We start from the raw sequence: 21,135 nt of genomic DNA, 5'->3' as shown, positions 1-21,135 counted from the left end.
TGAAAACCGAATTTGCTAACAACATACTGTTAACACAAAAGTAAGATCCGGGGAGGAAATTCTTTTTAAAATTGTCATAAATACTTACTTTTGCAAGCTATATTTATAACATTTTAATCAGAAGGAGTTGAATACATGGAAAGTGTTCATGAAGGAGAAAGAATAGTCAAGGTCAACATAGAAAACCAAATGAAGTCAGCCTACATCGATTATTCGATGTCGGTAATTGTGGCCAGGGCTTTACCTGATGTTCGTGACGGCATGAAGCCGGTACATCGCCGCGTTTTGTTCGGGATGTACGAACTGGGCGTTTTTTCCAACCGTCCGTATAAAAAATCGGCCAGAATAGTAGGGGAGGTTTTGGGTAAATTCCACCCGCATGGCGACAGTTCGGTGTATGATACCATGGTTCGTATGGCCCAGGAGTGGTCGTTGCGTTACCCGTTGGTTGACGGACAGGGAAACTTTGGATCTGTTGATGGCGATAGCCCGGCAGCCATGCGTTATACTGAAGCCCGGCTGGCAAAGATTGCTGAAGAGATGCTGACCGACCTGGACAAGGAAACGGTGGACATGCAGCTTAACTTTGACGATACCATTTACGAACCGGTAGTGCTGCCGGCCATGGTTCCTAACCTTTTGGTAAACGGTGCCTCCGGTATTGCTGTGGGAATGGCCACCAATATGGCACCGCACAATCTTTCGGAAATTGTAGACGGTATTATCGCTTATATTGATAACAACGATATATCCATCAGTGAATTAATGAACTATATCAAAGCACCGGATTTCCCTACCGGCGGTATTATTTACGGTTACGAAGGGGTAAAAAGTGCTTTTGAAACCGGTCGTGGCCGGATTGTGATTCGCGGGAAGGTGACGGTTGAAGAAACCCCCTCGGGCCGTGAACGGATTATCGTTACCGAATTGCCTTATCAGGTGAATAAGGCCGATATGATCAAAAAAACAGCCGACCTGGTCAATGAGAAAAAACTGGATGGCATTGCCGATATCAATGACGAATCGGACCGGAACGGAATGCGTATTGTTTACGACCTGAAAAGAGATGCCATGGCCAGCATCGTCATCAACAAACTGTACAAGATGACGGCGTTGCAAAGCTCGTTTAGCGTGAATAACATTGCGTTGGTTAACGGCCGTCCGGAAGCATTAAACCTGAAAGGACTGATTAAACATTACGTGAATCATCGCCATGAAGTGGTGATTCGTCGTACCGAATATAATTTAAGGGAAGCGGAGAAAAAGGCGCATATCCTGGAAGGATTAATCATCGCACTGGATCATATTGACGAAGTGATTGCTCTGATCCGGGCTTCCAAAACGCCGGATGATGCCCGAAAAGGTTTGGTTGAACGTTTCGAATTGTCTGAAATTCAGGCAAAAGCCATTCTGGATATGCGTTTGCAAAAACTCACTGGACTGGAAAGAGACAAACTGAAAACCGACTATGAAGAGTTGATGAAACGCATTGGTGAGCTGAAAGAAATTCTGGCCAATGTTGAGTTGCGGATGGGAATCATTAAAGATGAACTTCGCCGGATCAAAGAAAAATATGGTGACGAAAGGTGTTCCGAAATTGTTTATACTGCCGAAGATATCCGTATGGAAGATGTTATTCCGGATGAACCGGTGGTGATTACCATTTCGCATCTCGGGTACATTAAACGTACGCCTTTGACAGAATATCGTGTGCAAAACCGGGGTGGACGTGGTTCACGCGGTAGCACTACACGTGATGAAGATTTTCTGGAACATCTCTTTGTGGCCACGAATCATAACTATATGCTCTTTTTCACTGAACAGGGAAAAGTTTACTGGCTCAGAGTATTTGAAATTCCGGAAGGCTCTAAAACATCCAAGGGAAGAGCTATTCAGAATATCATTCAATTGAGTCCGGATGATTCAGTGAAGGCTTATATTAATGTGAAAACACTCAAAGACGAAGAGTATATTAACAACAATTATATCATCTTGGCAACCAAACACGGTACGATCAAAAAAACATCGTTGGAAGCTTATTCGCGTCCGCGTACCAATGGAATCAATGCCATTACCATTCATGAAGGGGATGAGCTGATTGCCGCCCGGCTGACCAATGGAAACAGCGAAGTTTTGCTGGCCTTGAAGTCGGGGAGGGCCATCCGCTTTAACGAAAATACGGTACGGGCCATGGGCAGAACGGCTGCCGGAGTACGCGGTATAAAGCTGGCTTCGGATAAAGACGAAGTTATCGGGATGATTTGTGTGGAAGATGATTCGTACGATATTTTGGTGGTCTCAGAAAAAGGTTACGGAAAACGTTCGAAGTTAGAAGATTATCGCGTAACCAACCGGGGAGGAAAAGGAGTGAAGACCATCAATATTACCGAGAAAACAGGAAACCTTATTGCCATTAAAAATGTGAGAGACGAGGACGATCTGATGATTATTAATAAATCGGGGATCGTGATTCGTATTCCGGTGGCTGATCTCCGGGTGATGGGTCGGGCTACACAAGGTGTTCGCTTGATCAACCTGAAAGACGATGATGAAATTGCCGCCGTGGCTAAAGTGGAAGCTTTTGATGAATTAAACGATACTGAAGAAGAAAATCCGGAAAATCTGCCGGATGAGAATGGCGACAATTCGGAAAAAGCAGATACAGAGGAAAAAGATTCTTAAAAGGATCTAATAAGTAGCTGAATAATTAATTTAGAGTAACAATAAATAATTTTATAATTCCGGTATAATTCTTGTAAATTATATCTTTGCACGCACAAAAATTGTAATACAAATGAAAAAGTTAGTTTTATCTATTTCCATGAGCCTGCTTTTTATCGCGGTAGGCTTTGCACAAAAGAGTAACCGTACAAGTGCTTTCATGTACAAGCAAAAGGGCCAGCTTGTAGAAGCCAAAGAGGCCATTGACAAAGCGGTTCAAAATGAGAAAACAAAAAATGATCCTAAAACCTGGCTTTATTATGGTGAAATTTATTATGCCATTGCTACTTCACCTTTGCCGCAGTTCCAAAAACTGGATTCTACTGCAGCCATCAAAGCTTTTCATGCTTTGCAGAAAGCCAAAAAACTGGACGAACAAAACAAAAAACACAAAATTGCCAAAGAAGCAGACGAGTATATCAAAAAACTTTCCAATGTATTCTATGCTAAAGGAGCAGAGGTGTTTAAAAAAGAAGATTATCACAAAGCCATCGAGTACTTTGAATATGCTTATAAAGTTTCGCAAGAGTTGGGCAAATTTGATACCACCGCCGCTTATAACATCGGAATTACCGGCGTTTTGGGTAAAGAACCTAAAGTGGCAGCAGAGTATTTGAAAAAATGTGTGGATGTGAACTTTCACGATCCGAAAATTTTCATCTATTACAACCGCGCTCTGCAACAGTTGGGTGATACCGCAGGAGCCGAGGCCGCCATTAAAGAAGGTCGGAAACGTTTCCCGCAGAATCTGAGCCTTTTGCTGGAACAAGCCCAGTTGTATCTTGAAAGAGGAGATGCTAATAAACTGATTGCCAGCTTGAAAAAAGCTATTGAGAAAAAACCGGACAACCCCAGCAATGCCAACTTTAATTTCCTGATCGGAAAAAGTTATGACGATATGGGGAAACAGGACAGTGCCGAAATTTATTACAAAAAAGCCATCCAGGTTAATCCAAAATTCTTTGAAGCTTATTACAACATTGGAGCGATCTATGTAAACAAAGCGGCCAAAATTCAGAAAGAAGCCAACGATTTGCCGTTGAGCGAAAACAAAAAATTTGAAGCACTGGAAAAAGAAGCCAATGCTAATCTGAAAAAAGCCATTCCGTGGCTGGAAAAAGCTTTGGCTCTGAACCCGAATGACGGTCCGACCATTAAAGGACTGAAAGAAGCTTATGCTCGTTTGAAAATGAATGATAAGCTGAAAGAACTGATGTCAAAACAAAAGAAATAAAAAATAGATTTTTAGGGGAGAGACATATTGTTCTCTCCCTTTTTTTACAAATGCTATTTAACATAATATATATTATAAGACAAAAGGAGATTTTAAAATATTGTATCAAAGCGAAATACGATTCAATCAAGATCAACAGAACCGGATAATTATGGTAAAGAATAAAACCGGTTGAATTTTTTCACGATTTCATTGTTACACAAATTTCCGATACTTCCTTCATGGGTATGATGAATATCGCGATCCGGAATGTACGAGCCGTCCAGAACTTTTTTCCCGACAATCTGATAGGCTTCGCGAAAACTTTTTCCCTGTTGTACCAGTTTATTTACCGATTCTACGGTATAAAGAAATTTGTATTTCTCATCATCCAGGATGTGTTGATTCACTTCGATGTGTTCCAGCATGAACGAAAACATCTCCAGATTTTCTTTAACTTGGTCGATTCCTTGTACGATGCTTTCTTTTAATAGTTGGAAATCGCGGTGGTATCCGCTAATCAAATTGTTGACAATCAGTATGATTTCAGCCGGTAGATTTTGCAGTTTATTGCTTTTTGCCCGGATCAGTTCCAATACATCCGGGTTTTGTTTGTGTGGCATGATGCTGGAGCCGGTAGTCAGTTCTTTGGGAAAATGGATAAAATTGAAGTTTCCGCTCAGGAAAAGGATCATGTCGGAAGCCATTTTGGATAAGGTTCCGGACAATGAGGCTAAAGCATATGCGGTTGTTTTTTCTACTTTTCCGCGGCTTAACTGAGCCGCTATTGAGTTGTATTTTAGTGTGTTAAATCCTAATTTTTGTGTGGTTTCTCTCCGGTTTACAGGAAAACTGCTCCCGTAGCCGGCAGCAGATCCCAGCGGATTCTGATCGGCGACAGCATAAGCGGCATTGAACAGAAGAATATCATCAATCAGTATTTCGGCATAAGCGGCAAACCACATTCCAAACGACGATGGCATGGCGATTTGGGTATGCGTATAACCGGGCAGTAAAACGGCCTTGTTTTTTTCGCTAAGCGCTATGAGCTGATGAAAAAGTTGCCGAACGGCTTCTTTGATCGTGGTTATTTCATCCTTCAGGTATAGTTGAAGCGCTACAAGCACCTGGTCGTTGCGCGAGCGGGCTGTGTGAATTTTTTTTCCGGCCTCCCCTGCTGTTCGGGTCAGCTCAAATTCAATCTTACTGTGTACATCCTCAAAATTTTCTTCTATGGTAAATGTGCCGTTTTCGATGGATTGTGCTATTGCATCGAGCCCTTTTTGCAGCGCTTGTAGTTCATCTTTTGTCAGTAAACCGGTTTTCTCCAACATTTCAGCATGTGCCCGACTGGCTTCTACATCATATTTTGCCAGTTTCAGGTCCAATATACGATCATTTCCTACGGTAAACTTTTCTACTTTTTCGGCGGTAGTATATCCTTTATCCCAAAGTTTCATTTTTCAATATTTTACAAGATTTCTTCAAAAATATGAATAAACAGGTCAGTGGCATCGAAAAATTCATCTAATGTGATGTATTCATCGGCGCTGTGCGATCTTTTGGAATCACCGGGGCCCATTTTCAACGACGGGCAGTTTAATACCGACTGGTCGGAAAGCGTTGGTGATCCGTAGATGGAACGTCCGTGTTTGATTCCTGCCAACACAAAAGGATGGTCCGGACTAATGGAGGACGAATTCAGATGAAACGACCGGGCCTGCAGCTTACTTTTGGTTTTTTTATCAAGGATATCAAAGACTTCCCGGTTGGAATATTTTTCATTTACCCGGACATCAATTACAAAGTGGCAGGAAGCCGGAACCACATTGTGCTGTTCTCCGGCTTCAATTTGGGTAACAGTTACTTTTACTTTCCCCAGTAAGGGAGAAACTTTTTCGAATGAAATATTCCGTAAGGTTTGAATATCGTCCAGTGCGTTGTATATGGCATTGTCCGTATTGTCGTGTGCGGCATGGCCGGCTTTTCCCGGTGCATAAGCATCAATCACCAGCAGCCCTTTTTCGGCAATGGCCATTTGCATTTGTGTAGGTTCGCCCACCACGGCAAATGCCAGCGGCGGAAGATGTTCCAGCAAACTGTTCAGCCCGTTTGGCCCGGAACTTTCTTCTTCGGCGGTAGCGGCTATAAGCAGATTGTATTTCAGGTTTTTATGGTTGTAAAAATAGATGAATGTGTTCAGTAACGAAACCAGTGGACCTCCGGCATCATTACTTCCCAGCCCGTACAAGCGGCCATTTTCCACTTCGGGCGTAAACGGGTCGCGGGTATATCCTTTATTGGGTTTTACCGTATCCATGTGTGAATTGAGCAGAATGACCGGCTTTTGCGGATCGAAATACCGGTTTAAAGCATACACATTGTTATTCAAGGTGGAATAGTCGACCCCGAAATCGGCCAGGTACTGCCGGATGAGAAGACTGACTTTTTCTTCTTCTCCTGAAAAAGACGGGGTTTGTATCAGATGCTTTAATAAATTCAGTCCTTTATGTTTTAATTCATTGATTTCCATTTTGTTATTGTTTTAGTTGCGTGAAAAGTGTATTTTTTCCCTGCAGTATGGTTTCGTTTCCGATAAAAACGCGATGCACCCCGCGTTGCAGTGCATCAAAACCGGTATGCAGTTTGGGGAGCATTCCCTGGTGAATCTGTCCTGTTTCCTTCATTTGTTGGTAAAGCGTCTTGTTCATTTCTGGAATCACAGAATTTTCATCTTCTACATCGGTCAAAACGCCTTGTTTTTCAAAGCAGTAGATAAGTGTTGTTTCAAAAAACCGGCTCATTGCAATGGCTGTTTCAGCTGCAATGGTGTCGGCATTGGTATTCAATAAATTTCCTTTGCTATCGTGGGTTATCGCGTTTAAAACGGGTGTAATATCTTGTTTTAAGAGAAGTTGAAGAAAATCGGCACGGACCTTTTTAACATCTCCGACAAAGCCATAATCAATGTCTTTGACCGGGCGTTTTTCTGCCAGAATAACGTTTCCGTCTGCTCCGGATAGTCCCAGGGCATTACAATTCCGCATTTGAAGGGCCGTTACCAGTTTTTTATTAAGCCATCCGGCATAAACCATGGTAACAATTTGGATATCCTTTTCAGAGGTAATCCGGCGTCCGTTAATCATTTGCGGTTCAATTCCCAATTGCTGGCTGAACCGGCTGGCTTCCGAGCCTCCCCCATGCACCAATATTTTTTTACCTTTCCATTGGGCGAGTAAATCCAGGAAAAATTTGAGACGCAACGGATTATCCAGCAGCTTCCCCCCTATCTTAATGATGCTTATTTTTTCTTTTTCCGAAGAAATCATTGTTGCTTGTATTGTGGTTTTGTGCGTTTTTATTTTGATTGTAGTGCTTTTTTTAATGCTCCCGGAAAGGCGGCAATTTGTTCGCGTTGAATGCTCAACGGCGGCAAAATTCGAAGTAAGTTCGGATTGGCTGACGAACCGGTAAGGATGTGATGTTCGTACAATAATTTTTTTCGTAATTCCTGTACCGGAAAGTCAAAAGCCAGTCCCAGCATTAATCCTTTTCCTTTTATTTCTTTGATTTGAGGAATCTTTGATAACGATTGTATCAGAAAATCATTTACTTCATGAACATTTTCCATCAGGTTTTCCTGTTGCATGACGTGTAAAACGGCCAAGCCGGCTGCACAGGCCAATGGGTTGCCGCCAAAAGTAGTTCCCAACATTCCGGCACGGGCTTCAAATTCAGGACTGATAAGTACTCCGGCGATAGGAAATCCATTTCCCATTCCTTTGGCCATTGTAATTAGGTCTGGTTTTATACCGGCAAACTGATGGGCAAAGAATTTGCCGGATCTTCCATAACCACTTTGTATTTCATCCAGGATGAGTACAATTCCTTTTTTCCGGGTATCCTCACGCATTTTCTGAAGAAAAGAAGGTTCCGGCATATCCAAACCGCCCACGCCTTGTATTCCTTCTACAATCACAGCACAGATATCGTCTTTTTCCAGTGCCTTGTTCCATTCCTGCCGATCGTTCAACGGGAGAAAGTCCACCGGAAAGGTTTCGGTGTGAAGTGGAGCCAACAGGTTCGGATTGTCCGTTACCGAGAGCGCGGCAGCTGTTCTTCCGTGAAAACTGTTCTTAAAGGCGATGACCCGTTTTTTCCCGGTATGAAAAGAAGCCAGCTTTAGGGCATTTTCATTGGCTTCGGCTCCTGAGTTGCACAAAAATAACGTGTATTCAGGATAACCGGAGAAAGTGGTGAGCTGGGTGGCCAGTTTTTCTTGTATGGGAAGCTGAACCGAGTTGGAATAAAATCCCAGCTTTTCCAGCTGTTGTTTGATCATGGCCGTGTAAACCAAATGGGTATGCCCGATAGATATAACCCCGTGTCCGCCATACAGGTCGAGATATTTTTGGTTCTGGTTATCGTACAAAAAGGCACCGGAAGCCTTTTTTATTTCCACATTAAACCGGGGATAGACATCGAATAGTTTCATTGTATTTTGTTTTTAGAATCCAGTAGGTTGTTTTGGGCCTACATTTTTTCTTTGATTTGAGAAATCATTTCATACGAAGCGGTTAATCCGCGGATAAGCGCAGAGCTTAATCCTCTGTATTCCATTTCGTTCAGTCCGCGTATGGTACAACCTTTTGGGGTAGTTACTTTATCAATTTCATTTTCAGGGTGCGCATGATTGTTTTCTGCCAGAATGCTGGCTGCACCAAGACAGGTTTGCACCGCAATGGCTTTGGCTTCGTCGGCATCAAAACCCAGCTGGATTCCGCCTTGGGTGGTAGCCCGGATGAGTCGCATCCAGAAAGCTATTCCGCTGGCGCCTAAAACGGTAGCCGCCTGCATGAGTTCATCTTCAATAATAAGGGTTTTGCCCAGTGTGTTAAAAATGGTTTCTGCCATTTGGATACTTTCGTCGTCACCCGTATAACTTAAACAGGTCATGCTTTGGCTTACGGCAATGGCTGTATTGGGCATGGAGCGGACAATACGGCTCTCTTTTCCCAGTGTGTTTTGCAGTGCTTCCAATGTTAATCCGGTAATGGTAGAAATAAGCACCTGATGTTTTAAATAGGGTTTAACATCCGAAACGATGGTTTGGAATTGATCGGGTTGCACCGAGAAAATCACCACATCGGCTTTTTGTACGGCTTCTCCGTTATCTTTTGTAAAATATAGATTATCAGCGTTAAATAATTGTTTTTCCGGAAGTTTTCTCTTTGTGGCAATAATCTGAATGTCTTTTTTTAAAGACGATGATAATAATCCTTTGATGATGGCCATACCGAGATTTCCGGCTCCGATAATGGCAATGGTTGTCTTGTTCATGTTTTTATTTTTAAGATTTTCTACCATTTTGTGCTAAACTTTTTTCTGTATTTGAATCCTGTTTTTAAAAATTAATGTTCCTCACTCCCCGCTTCCAACTTCCGACTTCCTACTTCTAACTTCTTAATAATAAACAGCTTTTAATTTCAATCCGGTATCCTGCGGGAAACCACACATCAGGTTCATATTTTCAACAGCCTGACCTGCTGCTCCTTTTAATAAGTTATCGATGGCAGCTGTTATGAAAGCCATATTTTCATGTTTTTCAACATGGATTAAGCAATAATTGGTATTCACTACCTGTTTCAGGTGAATGTTTTGATCCGTAACCCGGGTAAAAATACTTTTAGCATAAAATTGGCGGTATTTTTCCTGGAGCTCTTTTTCGGAGAGAGCACTCCGGGTGTAGGCCGTAACAAAGATTCCCCGCGAAAAATCACCCCGAAAGGGAATAAAATGAAAAGGATACCGGGAGGCTTCTTTTTGGTAGCTGGTTAGTGTTTCTTTGATTTCGCCAAGGTGCTGGTGAGTAAAGGCCTTATAAACCGAAATGTTATTGTTTCGCCAGCTAAAATGGGTGGTTTCAGAAAGTCCTTTTCCTGCGCCGGTAGATCCGGTGATTCCGTGGATATGGATTTCGTTTTCCAATAATTTGTCATGTGCCAAAGGTAACAGGGCCAATTGTATAGCAGTGGCAAAGCATCCCGGATTGGCTGTGGAATCAGCTGTTTGTACCTGCTGATGGTTTATTTCGGTCAGCCCGTAAACAAAATGGCGGTTTCCAAATTGCCGATTTTCCTTTAACCGGAAGTCATTGCTCAGATCGATGATTTTTGTTTTTTCCGAAAAGTGATTTTCTGTCAAAAACCGGCTGGAATGGCCATGACCAAGACATAGAAAAACCACATCGGCATCCGGAAATACTTTGTCGGTGAAGTACATATTTTCCAAAGGGAAAAGATCATCGTGTACGGTTGTTATTTTTTCTCCGGCATGCGAATGGCTATACACAAACCGGATTTCCACCCCGGTGTGAAGCATTAAAATACGCAATAATTCTCCGGCCACGTATCCGGTGCCGCCAACAATTCCTACTTGTATCATAACGTTCCGTTTACTTTTTGATAAATTTTCATCGGGTTGCTCATGATTTTGATGAAGCCTTTTACGTCTTCTCCGGTCCAGGCTTTATTGATTTCACCGTAATCGCCAAAACCCGAATTCATCAGATCATGTTCAGACTGAATTCCCAATACTTCAAAACGGTAAGGAATAAATTTTACTTTCACGGTACCGGTAACATTTTTCTGGGTATCGGTCAGGAAGTTTTCGATATTTCGCATCACCGGTTCAAAATATTGAGCTTCGTGCAGGAACATGCCGTACCAATTGGCCAGTTGTTCTTTCCAATAGAGTTGCCATTTGGTAAGCGTATGTTTTTCAAGTACATGATGTGATTTTATAATAACCGATGCGGCGGCGGCTTCAAAGCCGATACGGCCTTTGATGCCAATAATGGTATCGCCGGTGTGCATATCCCGGCCGATAGCGTAGGCTGATGCCCATTGGTCAATTTTTTGGATGGCTTCCACCGGGTGGATGTTTTTGCCGTTGAGCGTAACGATTTCGCCTTTTTCAAAACCGATTTCAATGGTTTTGGGTTCTGTTTCTTCGACATGCGAAAGAAAAGCCTCTTCGGGTAAGGCTTCATGCGATGTCAGGGTTTCTTTTCCCCCGATGCTGGTTCCCCAAAGTCCTTTATTGAGTGAGTATTTTGATTTTTCCCATTGAACGGTCACGCCGTATTTTTTCAGATAAGCAATTTCATCCTGGCGGCTTAACACCTGGTTGCGAACCGGGGTAAGAATTTCCAGCTCAGGAGCCACCAGTTGGAAGACCAAATCGAAACGAATCTGGTCGTTTCCGGCACCCGTGCTGCCGTGGGCAATATAATCGGCTCCTATTTTTTTGGCGTATTCGGCCAGCGCTTTGGCCTGGTAAATGCGCTCGGCACTTACGGATAATGGGTATGTGTTGTTTTTCAGGATATTACCAAATATCAGGTATTTAACGATGTGGTCGTAAAAATCGGCTGTACCATCAATGGTTTGGTGGGTTTTGGCTCCCAGTTTCAACGCATGTTCTTCAATTTTTTTGAGCTCTTCGGGTGAAAATCCGCCGGTGTTCACAATAGCGGTATGTACTTCAAGATCTTTATCATGAATAAAATATTTTACGCAATACGATGTGTCGAGTCCTCCGCTAAAGGCAAGCAATACTTTTTTCTTCATTTGTTTATCTTTTTTGTTGTTAACGTCTGTTTTTCAGGGGATAATAGCAGTATATCCCAGTGATTTTATTTGTGTAATATTTTACTGATTTTGGGGTAAAGTGATTTTTTTACAGGAAAACGTTCGCGTTGTGTTTTCAGAAACTTTTTAAATTGTTCCCACGAACTGTTTTTCTGTTTCTTTTGGAGCGAATCGGCTGTTTTTTCTTTTGCCGGATCGTAAACCATACCGGTACACAGGCACATCTTTCGTCCTGTCCGGCAAAGAATGTCGTAATTCTTACAACTTTCGCATCCTTTCCAGAAAGTTTCATCGGTGGTGAGTTCCGAGAAAGTTACCGGCTTGTATCCTAATTCCGAATTGATTTTCATCACTGCCAGGCTGGTTGTAATGCCGAAAATCTTTGAATTCGGGAATTTTTTCCGTGACAGCTGAAAGATTTCCGTCTTTATTTTTTTAGCCAGTCCGGTTTTCCGGTAATCGGGGTGAACGATCAGACCGGAATTCGCTACAAATTGATGTCCTTGCCAGCTTTCGATATAGCAGAACCCAACAATTTTTTCGCCTTCCAGTGCAATAACGGCATTGCCTTTATGGATTTTTTCCCGGATGTATTCCGGTTTTCTTTTGGCAATACCTGTTCCCCTGAGTTTAGCCGCCTCTTCTATCATATCGCATACGGCCTGTGCATATTTTTCGTGACTTTGATTAGCCACTATCACAGCAACTTGCATGATTTAACTTTTTAAAAATAATGGATGATTGAAAATGATAACCTGGAAACGGCAGGGTACGGAACCCCGCAAAACAACTTACACCCCGAAGGGGGGCCTCGGCATCCTATGAGAAGCTACAAAAAATACATGAACAACAGGACGTTGTTTTGCGATGTATGGATATGTATTTTCTTGCTTCATAACTTGGGGGCAAATATATTCGTTTTTTGAATTAAACAAGGATTTTGCCTGATTATTTTTAACATTCTTGAGCGGATGGCTTGACTATCGTGTTGTTTAATTCTGATAATCAAATAGTTGAGTTAATGTTAAAATGTTTGTTTTTTAACATAAAAAAGTGTGGGTTTTTGCTTTTCTCCCGGATTATGGTCGTTGAAGTCTTCCGGATTATTCCTCTTTTTCGAAGATATCCGGAACAAAAGTCTGTTCCTGCATAGGCGGGCGGACGTAACCTTTTTCTTTTTTCCGAGGGGGCAATTCCATGGGCTCAGGGGTCAAATCTTCATAAGGAATCAAGCTGAGCAAATGGTGAATCGTATTGATTCTTGCCCGTTTTTTGTCATCAGCATTTACTACATACCAGGGGCAAATTTTGGTATCGGTGTACGAAAACATATCGTCTTTGGCTTTGGAATATTCTACCCATAAACTTCTTGATTTAATGTCTATAGGACTAAGTTTCCAGCGTTTGGTAGGGTCTTTCAGCCGGGCCTGAAACCGTTTTTCCTGTTCTTCTTCACTTACCGAAAACCAGTACTTGATAATGGTTATTCCGGAACGGATGAGCATCTTCTCGAAATTGGGACAAGCCCTCAGAAAATCCCAGTATTCGTCATCGGTACAAAATCCCATCACCCGTTCCACACCGGCCCGGTTGTACCATGACCGGTCAAAAAGAACCATTTCGCCGGCAGCTGGCAAATGAGGAACATACCGCTGGAAATACCATTGGGTTTTTTCTTTCTCCGTAGGAATACCCAGCGCAACGACTCTTACCACACGCGGATTCAACCGTTCGGTAATTCTTTTAATCACTCCCCCCTTTCCGGCGGCATCGCGACCTTCAAAAATGACCACCACCTTTTTCCCTTTGGCTTTTACCCATTCCTGTAATTTAACCAGTTCGATCTGCAACTCTTTCAGTTTCGCTTCATAAATCTTGGTTCTTAATTTACCATGTTTGTTGAAATAGTGTGATTTTGCTTTCATAACAGAGGGGGATTTGTTTTTGTAGGATGAAAGTACAAAGATTTTTGTGTGGTGCATGGTGAATGCAGGAGTTCAACTATAATTTAGAATCATTTTAATTTACTATCTTTGCGCGGTAAAAATTTAGCTATGGAAGAGTCAGAAAAAGGGATTGCTGCACGGCATCTTTCCCGTGAAGAAATTTTAAGGGATTACCGGATCGCTTGCGAAAGCCGCGAAGTTTCTTTGTTGGGGCGTCGGGAAGTACTGACCGGAAAAGCCAAATTCGGCATTTTTGGAGATGGAAAAGAAATTCCGCAACTCGCTATGGCCAAGGTTTTTGAAGAAGGTGACTGGCGCTCAGGATATTATCGTGATCAGACCTTTATGCTGGCTGCCGGAATGATGACGCTGGAAGAGTTTTTTGCCCAATTGTATGGTGATACGGATCTGGATGCCAATCCGGCACATGGCGGCCGTCTGATGAACAATCATTTTGCCAGCCGGAGCCTTGACGAAAAAGGAAACTGGAAAGATTTAACCCGGCAGAAAAACAGTGCTCCTGACTCCTCTCCTACGGCCAGCCAGATGCCCCGGTTGCTGGGACTTGCTCTTGCATCTAAATTATTTAAACAGGAAAAATCTTTCCAAAAACAATCGCTTTTTAGCCGGAAAGGCCGTGAAGTGGCTTTCGGAACCATTGGCGATGCTTCTACTTCCGAAGGTCATTTTTTTGAAGTGATCAATGCGGCAGGTGTGCTGCAGGTTCCTATGGCCGTTTCGGTTTGGGATGACCAGTGGGGTATTTCTGTTCCGAACAAATTACAAACTACCAAAGGCAATATTTCCAAGATTCTGTCGGGTTTTCAGAAAGAAAAAGATACAAACGGTATTGTCCTTTTTTCCGCACCGTGCTTTGATTATCCTTTGTTGGTCGAAACCTACCGGAAAGGAATTGCTTTGTGCCGGGAAAAACAGGTTCCGGTCTTATTTCATATTACCGGCTGTACTCAGCCACAAGGACACTCTACTTCCGGCTCACATGAACGATATAAAACCGCACAACAGTTACAAAATGAAAAAGAACGCGATGGAATTGTTCAAATGCGGAAATGGATGCTGAAAAACAGCCTGGCTACTGAAGATGAACTTTATGCCATAGAACAGGAAGCCAAAGCAAGAGCCAAAGAAGCGCGGAAAAATGCCTGGAACCACTATATGAAACCGCTCAAAGAAAAGAGAGCGGTTTTATTGAAACTTCTTGACCATAATTGTGACTGTGGTAAAAAGAATGAGCTTTTGACCATTAAGAAAACCTTGCAGCGGACAGGTGATCCCATCCGTAAGGACATCTATTCTGCAGCCCGCCAAACGCTCCGGTATTTGTGTGATTCGTGCGAGGTAAACGGACGGCCACTGAAAGAAACCATTCGCGAATGGCTTGTTAATGAGTTGAAAGACAGTCGTAAACGTTACAGTTCTCATCTTTATAGTGAGTCGGAACAGGCCGCCGAGAAAGTCGTGCCGGTGGCACCGGTTTTTGACGGTGAAAAAAGGGTTCCCGGCCGTGAAATTTTGCGTGATAATTTCGATTATATCTTTGCCCATAATCCTCTTGTAGTAGCCTTTGGCGAAGATGTGGGGAAAATTGGCGGAGTGAATCAAACCTTTGAAGGTTTGCAAGATAAGTATGGCAGTCATCGTATTTTTGATTCCGGAATTCGTGAGGCCAGCATCGTGGGTGAAGGTCTCGGAATGGCTTTGCGTGGATTGCGTCCCATTGCAGAAATACAGTATTTCGATTATATTTTGTATGCCTTGCAGGTGATGAGTGATGATATTGCTACGATGCATTACCGGAGCCGTGGCGGGCACAAAGTGCCATTGATCATCAGCACCCGCGGACACCGTTTGGAAGGAATCTGGCACGCCGGATCGCCCCTGAGCATGGTTATTAATTCTATTCGTGGTATCCATGTGGCGGTTCCGCGAAACATGACCCAGGCTGCCGGATTTTACAATACTTATCTGGCGTCGGACCAGCCGGTTCTGATTATAGAACCGTTAAACGGATACCGCTTGCGCGAGAAACGGCCTGTAAATATTGGAGAATACCGTATTGCCCCCGGTGTACCTGAAATTTTACGGACGGGTAATGATGTGACTTTGGTTACCTACGGCTCGGATGTCCGTATTGCCCAGGATGCGGTTCGTCAGTTGGAAAGTTTTGGTGTGGATGTGGAACTTATTGATGTGCAGACGCTGATACCATTCGATATTCAGGGTGTTATCCTAAATTCGCTGAAAAAGACCAATAAGATTATCTTTTTTGATGAAGATGTTCCGGGGGGAGCTACGGCTTACATGATGCAGAAAGTTTTGGAAGAGCAACGCGGATTTTATCATCTTGATATGAAACCCCGGACCATTACAGCAAGAGCACACCGGGCTGCTTATGGTACAGATGGCGATTATTTCTCGAATCCGAATGCCGAGGATGTTTTTGAAGTGACTTATGATATGATGCATCAGTATGATCCACAGCGTTTTCCGGATATTTTCTAAAAACAGGATGCTGTTTTTTAAATAGATACTATTTTTGCCGGGATTTTTACAGGAGATAAAACGATGACCAATTCGGAAAATAAGGAGCAATTGCCGCTTCAAATGCAGGGAGAAACTTTACAGTTTCCGGTAACTTACCGTTTAAAGGCGGTCATGACAACCGGGCAGAGTGATGCGGAGAACCGGAAACAGCTCAGCCGTGTTTTTGAAACGCTGAAAATAGGATATCTCTATCACGGAACGAATCGAAGCCGGAAGGGATCATACGTAAGTTTTACCTATGAAATCACCTTAAACAGCAAAGAAACAATGGACCAGCTATATGTTTTGTTAAAAGAAATTGAAAATCTGAAATTTGCTTTATAATGATTATTAAACTTTTGGCTGTGGCTTTTGGCGGGAGCATTGGCGCAGTATTACGATTTTTGGTTTATGAAATTATTGACAATAAATTTCATAGTGATTTTCCCTGGGCTACACTCACGGTTAATTTGGTGGGTGCCCTGGTGATTGGTTTTTTGTGGGGATATTTTGCCCGTTCTTATGTTTCTCCCGGGATGCGGTTGATGATTTTTGTGGGAATACTGGGGAGTTTTACCACGTTTTCCACTTTTGCATTCGATAATTTTAGCTTAATACGAAGTGGCGACTATATTTATCTCACGGTCTATTTTCTTGCCACTAACATTTTCGGAATAGGTCTTGCTGTAGGTGGTTATTTACTCTCAAAAGCTTTTTAATCTCGGCTTCTCATGCACGAAATAGAACCTTTTTACAACTGGCGTGAACTTTATATTGCATCGCAGGACGAACGTTCCCCTTTTTACGGCCACAAAAACAGCGAAGTGTGGTACGAACATGCCATTTACGACCATTATATTCATCCGCAATGGGATTTCTTTGGTTCACAAACGCTTTACCTTAAAATACTTTTTGTTGATTACGAACGTCAATATGCTGTTATTGAATTGTTTGGCGAGTGGAACGATATTTTGTACAACGATATCATGTACTTCTATCGAAATGTGATTGAAGAGCTGCTGGACCAGGGAATTAAATATTTTATTCTGATAGGAGAAAATGTGTTGGATTTTCATGCCGATACGGATGATTATTTTGCTGAATGGTTTGATAATCTGGATGATGGATGGATTATTGGTTTGAATTTTCGCCAGCATGTGCGTGATGAGTTTCAACAGGCTAATATTGATCAATACCTGATTTTCGGTGGAATTTTTAATGAATTTTCGTGGCGAAAACTTCTTCCTGTCCAGCTTTTCGGTTTATTGAATGAGTGGGTCAGTCATCAGTTGCATTAATAGCCTGTTTTTGTACCGGACCTGGGGTTTTATTTATCAATATATTTTGTTGTCAGTGCATTGTACCTGTTAAGGTCGTGCTGTTAATTCTTTGATAATTGCTTCTATTTTTTGGTTGTATTTATTGATTTGGTTAGTATATCTATCTGTATTTTCCTTAATCGCTTTGTAAATGAGTTTGTAATTTTTAAGCCGTAGTTCACAATATTTTTTCAGCAAACGATTTTTTTCTCTTATTCCTCGTGGCAGATTTAGCTTTTCAAAGCTGTTAACAAGTTTCAGGTCTTCGTTCCAGTAATAAATTCCTCGGTCTTTTAATTCTGATAAAATCACTTTATTTGGTGTCCCTTTGGGTAAATGGTAAACCTCTAAAGCCATCGACTCTATTTCAGCAAACTTTTTCAGCTTTGTTTCATAAATTGCAAAGTCATTTGGTAATGACTTATATATTAATACCGAAGAAACCAGTAATACTGTAGTTAAAATACCTATTGTGGAAAATTTGATGCCAGTATTTTCATCGTGTTTTAAACTTGGTATAAAAGCATAACCAATTATAAGTCCTGTTATTAGGCCTCCAATATGGCCGGCATTGTCTATTCCGCTATTTGGTTTAAATCCATTAAGGATGTTGTATCCTACGAAAACAGCGATACTTATCAGTAATGGTTTTTTTATCGATTTGTCGAGTAGGTTTGTAGTCAATAAAGCAAGAAAAACTCCATACATTCCGAAGATTGCTCCAGATGCACCGGCACTTATCATTGTAAAGTTATTCCACCATAAGCTGGTTACGCTTGCAGCAATACCTGCGATTAAATATGCGGTGAAAAATCTTGTTTTTCCCAGATAAGGTTCAAGTAATAAGCCTATAAAAAGCAGGGCATACATATTCATTAGCAAGTGAAAAATACCAATATGTATAAAACAAGCGGTGAAAAGCCTCCACCATTGGCCGTCAAGCGTTAGTGGCCTGAAATTTGCCCCCCAGTTTATTATACTTTGTTTTTCGGGTAACAAAATATTAACGCCTGATGTTACCATAACAAGAAATATCAGCGTGTTTAGACTAATTAAAATAGGCGTGGCAAAATATCCATCTGTTGGTTTAAAAATTGATGGGAAGTCAGTTATTTTACTTTTTGTTGTCGAAACAGGTTTATTAAGACTATTTTTTTCTTTGGAGAAATATTTTTGCTTTAATTCAATGCGTTTAGATTCTATATCCTCTTTTGTTAGAACTTTTTTTAAATCTTCTATTGTTAAAAATAATTTTTCAATATTCTTCTTGTTTTTACCCCAATCGATTAATTGTAAGCCCGTAATCTCACTTTTTACGTATACTTTATTGTCCTTAATTTTTATAGATATTTCTTCGCCCCATGACGCCCATGAAAACATCGTATATGCAATAAATCCTGTTTCAGATACAAAGCCAACATTCCATTTTAGTTTTAATGCCGCTTCGATTGCTAACACTAAAAAATAATTATGATCTAAATTTTCAATATCATATTCTTTAACATGTTTTGGTGAAAATCCAAATGCCATTTTGCCTGATGTTTTTTGGGGTTATTCTTTTTTTATTTTGAACTTGTTGCTATGTTTAGGGCAATACGACGTGCCGTTGTTTTAATATTTTCTTTTTCTGCTTCTGGGATTTTATTTAGCGTGTAATTGTTTTGTTTTTAGTTTTTTGTGGCGTGTAGTGGGGTGGTGTGCTTCCATTTATGGTTGAGTATATGATTTGTGGCTGTTTTTGCAGCTCAAATATTTAACTACTCCCCATCTTTAGACAACTCTTTTACAAAAATAAATTAGATTTTCTTTCTTCGTTTAATCATATTAAAAGAAAACCTAAGCAGCCTGTTTGAACACTTTTACAGGCATTTTATACGCTAATGACTGATGGGGTCTTTGCGTGTTGTAGAACTCTATGTAATCTTTAATTTTCTCATATAATTCCAGTCCGTCTTCCGATGGTTCCAAATATAACTTTTCGTATTTTATGTTTCTCCAAAACCTCTCTATAAAAATATTATCTATGGCTCGACCTTTACCATCCATACTGAAAGTAATCCCCTTACCGGTTACAAACTCCGTAAATTCTGTTGCTGTAAACTGGCTTCCCTGATCGGTATTAATCATTTTAGGTTTGCCATGATCCTTTATGGCTTGCTCCAAAGTCTGTTTGCACCATTGGGTTGTCATGGTATTCGACAATGACCACCCTACGATATACCTGCTGTAAAGGTCTATGATGGCAAAAAGGTACATATAACCGTTGCCAACGGGAACATAGGTAATATCCATCGCCCAGACCTGGTTGGAATGGGTTATTTCTAAATTCCGCAACAAATAGGGAAATACCGTATGGCCTTCCCCCTTATGGGGCTTGCTCGTATTTGGACGTGGGCCGATGGCTTGCAAATCCATAAGCCGGTACAATCGTCGTACGCGTTTGGCATTGACCGGATACCCTATGTTTCGCAGATAGGTGGTCATGCGCATGACTCCATAAAAAGGTGTTTTCATGTATTGCTTGTCTATCAGCTTCATCAGTTCCTGATTGTAAGAACCCTCTTGTCGGGGAACATAGTAGAAGCTGCTGCGGTTTACTTCTAAAAGTTCGCATTGCCGTTTGACGCTTATTTCTTCTTTCCTGTTCACTTTTTGAAGTTTCGCTTTTCCGGCTATTTCCCCAACACTTTTTTTAAGAAGTCAACTTCCATTTGCAGTTGGCCTACTTTCTTAAACAGGGCTTCTTTCTCTTTTTCAACATCTTCTTTCTTAGTACCCTTTTCAAATACCGATGATGCTGATGATAAAAACTGGCTCTTCCAGGTAGAAATCTGATTCGGGTGTAATCCGTATTTCCTCCCCAGTTCCTGAATCGTTTCTCTTTCCTGCAGGGCTTCCAATACTACTTTCGTTTTGAACCTTGATGTGTACTTTTTTCTCTTTTTCATAACAACAAGTTTAATCAATTTTTCTAACTTAACTCGTTGTCCAGTTTTTGGGGTGTATTATAATATTTTGTTGGTTGAATATTGTCAAGCAACCTTGGGTATGCTTTAAAATATTTATTTGAATAAAAACTATCAAGTCGTTTTTCATCACCGTATTTACTTAATAGTATCAACGAAAATCCAAGTCCGAGTTGTCCTATAAGGTTATCTCCATAACCATCATAATAAGCCCAATTAAATTTTTTTCCAAATGTTGTAAAAATACTTTCTAAAAGTTTATGGTTGTCATTTAATTCCACTTTCCCTTTTTGGGTCAAAGTCAATGTATTGTTACGTTTTTTTACTACCCTTGATAATTCCGATAATATTCTTGTTAAATTTATTGACATTGAGTCTGTTTCTTTATATAGTTTTGATATTCCAGCTTCAATCATTTCATCTTTGATAAATTTTTGATTATAAATTTCTGAAACAACTTTTGTCGGTAGAAATCCTTTATTTGTTAATTTTAATTCTCCTTTTTTTTCAATAAGTTGTAAAAGATATTTTATTTGATTTAAAATCGGAATTTTATTGTAATCCAGTTCCGGCAATTTTAATAATTGTATTGGGCTGTTTTTTTCAAATATTTCGTAAAGAATGTATTGCATTTCATTCGGGGAATAACCTTCAAAATCAGGAACCCCCCGATTATTTTGTTCATTCATTATTTGGTCTATATTTTTCTGTAATTCATCCACGTTTTCCATCTTTAGCACGCTCTTTGTATGCCACACAACGGCCCGGTATAAG

The 21,135-nt window shown here is 41.1% G+C and carries 19 protein-coding genes; 6 read left to right on the top strand and 13 right to left on the bottom strand.

Annotated elements, in window-relative coordinates; genetic code table 11:
• The first annotated feature begins 189 nt into the window (after nucleotides 1-189).
• Together gyrA and LA303_RS08240 are read left to right on the top strand one after the other, a co-directional pair.
• A complete protein-coding gene (gene gyrA / locus LA303_RS08245) occupies nucleotides 190-2,682 on the top strand; it encodes a DNA gyrase subunit A (RefSeq protein WP_394371561.1) in 2,493 nt (830 codons plus the stop codon).
• Between the two features lie 112 nt (nucleotides 2,683-2,794).
• On the top strand, nucleotides 2,795-3,955 hold the full coding sequence (locus tag LA303_RS08240) for a tetratricopeptide repeat protein (protein WP_240524803.1): 1,161 nt from the start codon (nucleotides 2,795-2,797) through the stop codon (nucleotides 3,953-3,955).
• A gap of 149 nt (nucleotides 3,956-4,104) precedes the next feature.
• Here the strand turns inward: LA303_RS08240 and argH are convergent, their stop codons facing one another.
• The 9 genes from argH to ppk2 all read right to left on the bottom strand — a co-directional run bounded on the left by argH (nucleotide 4,105) and on the right by ppk2 (nucleotide 13,511).
• Entirely contained in the window at nucleotides 4,105-5,394 is a 1,290-nt protein-coding gene (argH, locus tag LA303_RS08235) for an argininosuccinate lyase (protein WP_240524802.1), read from the bottom strand.
• 11 nt (nucleotides 5,395-5,405) lie between these two features.
• Nucleotides 5,406-6,467 carry a M20 family metallo-hydrolase gene (locus LA303_RS08230; RefSeq protein WP_240524801.1) on the bottom strand — a complete coding sequence of 354 codons (1,062 nt, stop codon included), beginning with the start codon at nucleotides 6,465-6,467 and terminating at the stop codon, nucleotides 5,406-5,408.
• 4 nt (nucleotides 6,468-6,471) lie between these two features.
• Entirely contained in the window at nucleotides 6,472-7,263 is a 792-nt protein-coding gene (gene argB / locus LA303_RS08225; RefSeq protein ID WP_240524800.1) for an acetylglutamate kinase, read from the bottom strand.
• 29 nt (nucleotides 7,264-7,292) lie between these two features.
• A complete protein-coding gene (locus tag LA303_RS08220; protein WP_240524799.1) occupies nucleotides 7,293-8,429 on the bottom strand; it encodes an aspartate aminotransferase family protein in 1,137 nt (378 codons plus the stop codon).
• Between the two features lie 38 nt (nucleotides 8,430-8,467).
• Nucleotides 8,468-9,274, bottom strand: coding sequence for a pyrroline-5-carboxylate reductase (proC, locus tag LA303_RS08215; RefSeq protein WP_240524798.1), 807 nt, complete (start codon nucleotides 9,272-9,274; stop codon nucleotides 8,468-8,470).
• Nucleotides 9,275-9,397: 123 nt separating this feature from the next.
• Complete coding sequence (gene argC, locus LA303_RS08210) at nucleotides 9,398-10,378, bottom strand: N-acetyl-gamma-glutamyl-phosphate reductase (RefSeq protein ID WP_240524797.1); 981 nt, start codon at nucleotides 10,376-10,378, stop codon at nucleotides 9,398-9,400.
• Entirely contained in the window at nucleotides 10,375-11,565 is a 1,191-nt protein-coding gene (argG, locus tag LA303_RS08205) for an argininosuccinate synthase (RefSeq protein WP_240524796.1), read from the bottom strand. Before argG ends, argC begins: the two co-directional genes overlap by 4 nt.
• A gap of 65 nt (nucleotides 11,566-11,630) precedes the next feature.
• A complete protein-coding gene (locus tag LA303_RS08200; RefSeq protein WP_240524795.1) occupies nucleotides 11,631-12,299 on the bottom strand; it encodes a GNAT family N-acetyltransferase in 669 nt (222 codons plus the stop codon).
• Nucleotides 12,300-12,689: 390 nt separating this feature from the next.
• Nucleotides 12,690-13,511, bottom strand: coding sequence for a polyphosphate kinase 2 (gene ppk2 / locus LA303_RS08195; protein ID WP_240524794.1), 822 nt, complete (start codon nucleotides 13,509-13,511; stop codon nucleotides 12,690-12,692).
• Nucleotides 13,512-13,640: 129 nt separating this feature from the next.
• Here ppk2 and LA303_RS08190 point away from each other — a divergent pair, with 129 nt between their 5' ends.
• From LA303_RS08190 to LA303_RS08175, 4 genes are all read left to right on the top strand, one after another.
• Entirely contained in the window at nucleotides 13,641-16,055 is a 2,415-nt protein-coding gene (locus tag LA303_RS08190; RefSeq protein ID WP_240524793.1) for an alpha-ketoacid dehydrogenase subunit alpha/beta, read from the top strand.
• Between the two features lie 63 nt (nucleotides 16,056-16,118).
• Nucleotides 16,119-16,421, top strand: a complete 303-nt coding sequence (locus LA303_RS08185) for a DUF493 domain-containing protein (protein ID WP_240524792.1) — start codon at nucleotides 16,119-16,121, stop codon at nucleotides 16,419-16,421.
• Nucleotides 16,421-16,795: a fluoride efflux transporter CrcB gene (crcB, locus tag LA303_RS08180; RefSeq protein ID WP_240524791.1), complete on the top strand. Its 375-nt coding sequence runs from the start codon at nucleotides 16,421-16,423 to the stop codon at nucleotides 16,793-16,795. The genes LA303_RS08185 and crcB overlap by 1 nt, the downstream gene beginning before the upstream one ends.
• A 12-nt stretch (nucleotides 16,796-16,807) precedes the next feature.
• A complete protein-coding gene (locus LA303_RS08175; protein ID WP_240524790.1) occupies nucleotides 16,808-17,374 on the top strand; it encodes a hypothetical protein in 567 nt (188 codons plus the stop codon).
• A 69-nt stretch (nucleotides 17,375-17,443) separates the two neighbouring features.
• Here the strand turns inward: LA303_RS08175 and LA303_RS08170 are convergent, their stop codons facing one another.
• The 4 genes from LA303_RS08170 to LA303_RS08155 all read right to left on the bottom strand — a co-directional run bounded on the left by LA303_RS08170 (nucleotide 17,444) and on the right by LA303_RS08155 (nucleotide 21,083).
• The gene (locus LA303_RS08170; protein WP_240524789.1) at nucleotides 17,444-18,925 is read right to left on the bottom strand and encodes a rhomboid family intramembrane serine protease; all 1,482 of its coding nucleotides are present in this window, start codon (nucleotides 18,923-18,925) and stop codon (nucleotides 17,444-17,446) included.
• Nucleotides 18,926-19,231: 306 nt separating this feature from the next.
• Nucleotides 19,232-20,044, bottom strand: a complete 813-nt coding sequence (locus tag LA303_RS08165) for an IS3 family transposase (RefSeq protein WP_240524773.1) — start codon at nucleotides 20,042-20,044, stop codon at nucleotides 19,232-19,234.
• Between the two features lie 23 nt (nucleotides 20,045-20,067).
• On the bottom strand, nucleotides 20,068-20,343 hold the full coding sequence (locus LA303_RS08160; protein ID WP_240524774.1) for a transposase: 276 nt from the start codon (nucleotides 20,341-20,343) through the stop codon (nucleotides 20,068-20,070).
• Nucleotides 20,344-20,366: 23 nt separating this feature from the next.
• Entirely contained in the window at nucleotides 20,367-21,083 is a 717-nt protein-coding gene (locus tag LA303_RS08155; RefSeq protein WP_240524788.1) for a hypothetical protein, read from the bottom strand.
• Between the last annotated feature and the right edge of the window lie 52 nt (nucleotides 21,084-21,135).

It is taken from the genome of Candidatus Sulfidibacterium hydrothermale (assembly GCF_020149915.1).
Classification (GTDB): Bacteria; Bacteroidota; Bacteroidia; order Bacteroidales; family F082; genus Sulfidibacterium; species Sulfidibacterium hydrothermale.
Note: the sequence above shows the minus strand (reverse complement) of the source record. Positions and strands in the feature narration are given on the sequence as shown.

What these genes read in the sequence shown, in the direction of transcription:
- LA303_RS08200 (WP_240524795.1), bottom strand. Translation starts at nt 12,299, where the DNA reads ATGCAAGTTGCTGTGATAGTGGCTAATCAAAGTCACGAAAAATATGCA.
- LA303_RS08190 (WP_240524793.1), top strand. Translation starts at nt 13,641, where the DNA reads ATGGAAGAGTCAGAAAAAGGGATTGCTGCACGGCATCTTTCCCGTGAA.
- crcB (WP_240524791.1), top strand. Translation starts at nt 16,421, where the DNA reads ATGATTATTAAACTTTTGGCTGTGGCTTTTGGCGGGAGCATTGGCGCA.
- LA303_RS08230 (WP_240524801.1), bottom strand. Translation starts at nt 6,467, where the DNA reads ATGGAAATCAATGAATTAAAACATAAAGGACTGAATTTATTAAAGCAT.
- LA303_RS08175 (WP_240524790.1), top strand. Translation starts at nt 16,808, where the DNA reads ATGCACGAAATAGAACCTTTTTACAACTGGCGTGAACTTTATATTGCA.
- proC (WP_240524798.1), bottom strand. Translation starts at nt 9,274, where the DNA reads ATGAACAAGACAACCATTGCCATTATCGGAGCCGGAAATCTCGGTATG.
- argB (WP_240524800.1), bottom strand. Translation starts at nt 7,263, where the DNA reads ATGATTTCTTCGGAAAAAGAAAAAATAAGCATCATTAAGATAGGGGGG.
- argH (WP_240524802.1), bottom strand. Translation starts at nt 5,394, where the DNA reads ATGAAACTTTGGGATAAAGGATATACTACCGCCGAAAAAGTAGAAAAG.
- argC (WP_240524797.1), bottom strand. Translation starts at nt 10,378, where the DNA reads ATGATACAAGTAGGAATTGTTGGCGGCACCGGATACGTGGCCGGAGAA.
- LA303_RS08220 (WP_240524799.1), bottom strand. Translation starts at nt 8,429, where the DNA reads ATGAAACTATTCGATGTCTATCCCCGGTTTAATGTGGAAATAAAAAAG.
- argG (WP_240524796.1), bottom strand. Translation starts at nt 11,565, where the DNA reads ATGAAGAAAAAAGTATTGCTTGCCTTTAGCGGAGGACTCGACACATCG.
- LA303_RS08240 (WP_240524803.1), top strand. Translation starts at nt 2,795, where the DNA reads ATGAAAAAGTTAGTTTTATCTATTTCCATGAGCCTGCTTTTTATCGCG.
- LA303_RS08185 (WP_240524792.1), top strand. Translation starts at nt 16,119, where the DNA reads ATGACCAATTCGGAAAATAAGGAGCAATTGCCGCTTCAAATGCAGGGA.
- gyrA (WP_394371561.1), top strand. Translation starts at nt 190, where the DNA reads ATGAAGTCAGCCTACATCGATTATTCGATGTCGGTAATTGTGGCCAGG.
- LA303_RS08160 (WP_240524774.1), bottom strand. Translation starts at nt 20,343, where the DNA reads ATGAAAAAGAGAAAAAAGTACACATCAAGGTTCAAAACGAAAGTAGTA.
- ppk2 (WP_240524794.1), bottom strand. Translation starts at nt 13,511, where the DNA reads ATGAAAGCAAAATCACACTATTTCAACAAACATGGTAAATTAAGAACC.
- LA303_RS08170 (WP_240524789.1), bottom strand. Translation starts at nt 18,925, where the DNA reads ATGGCATTTGGATTTTCACCAAAACATGTTAAAGAATATGATATTGAA.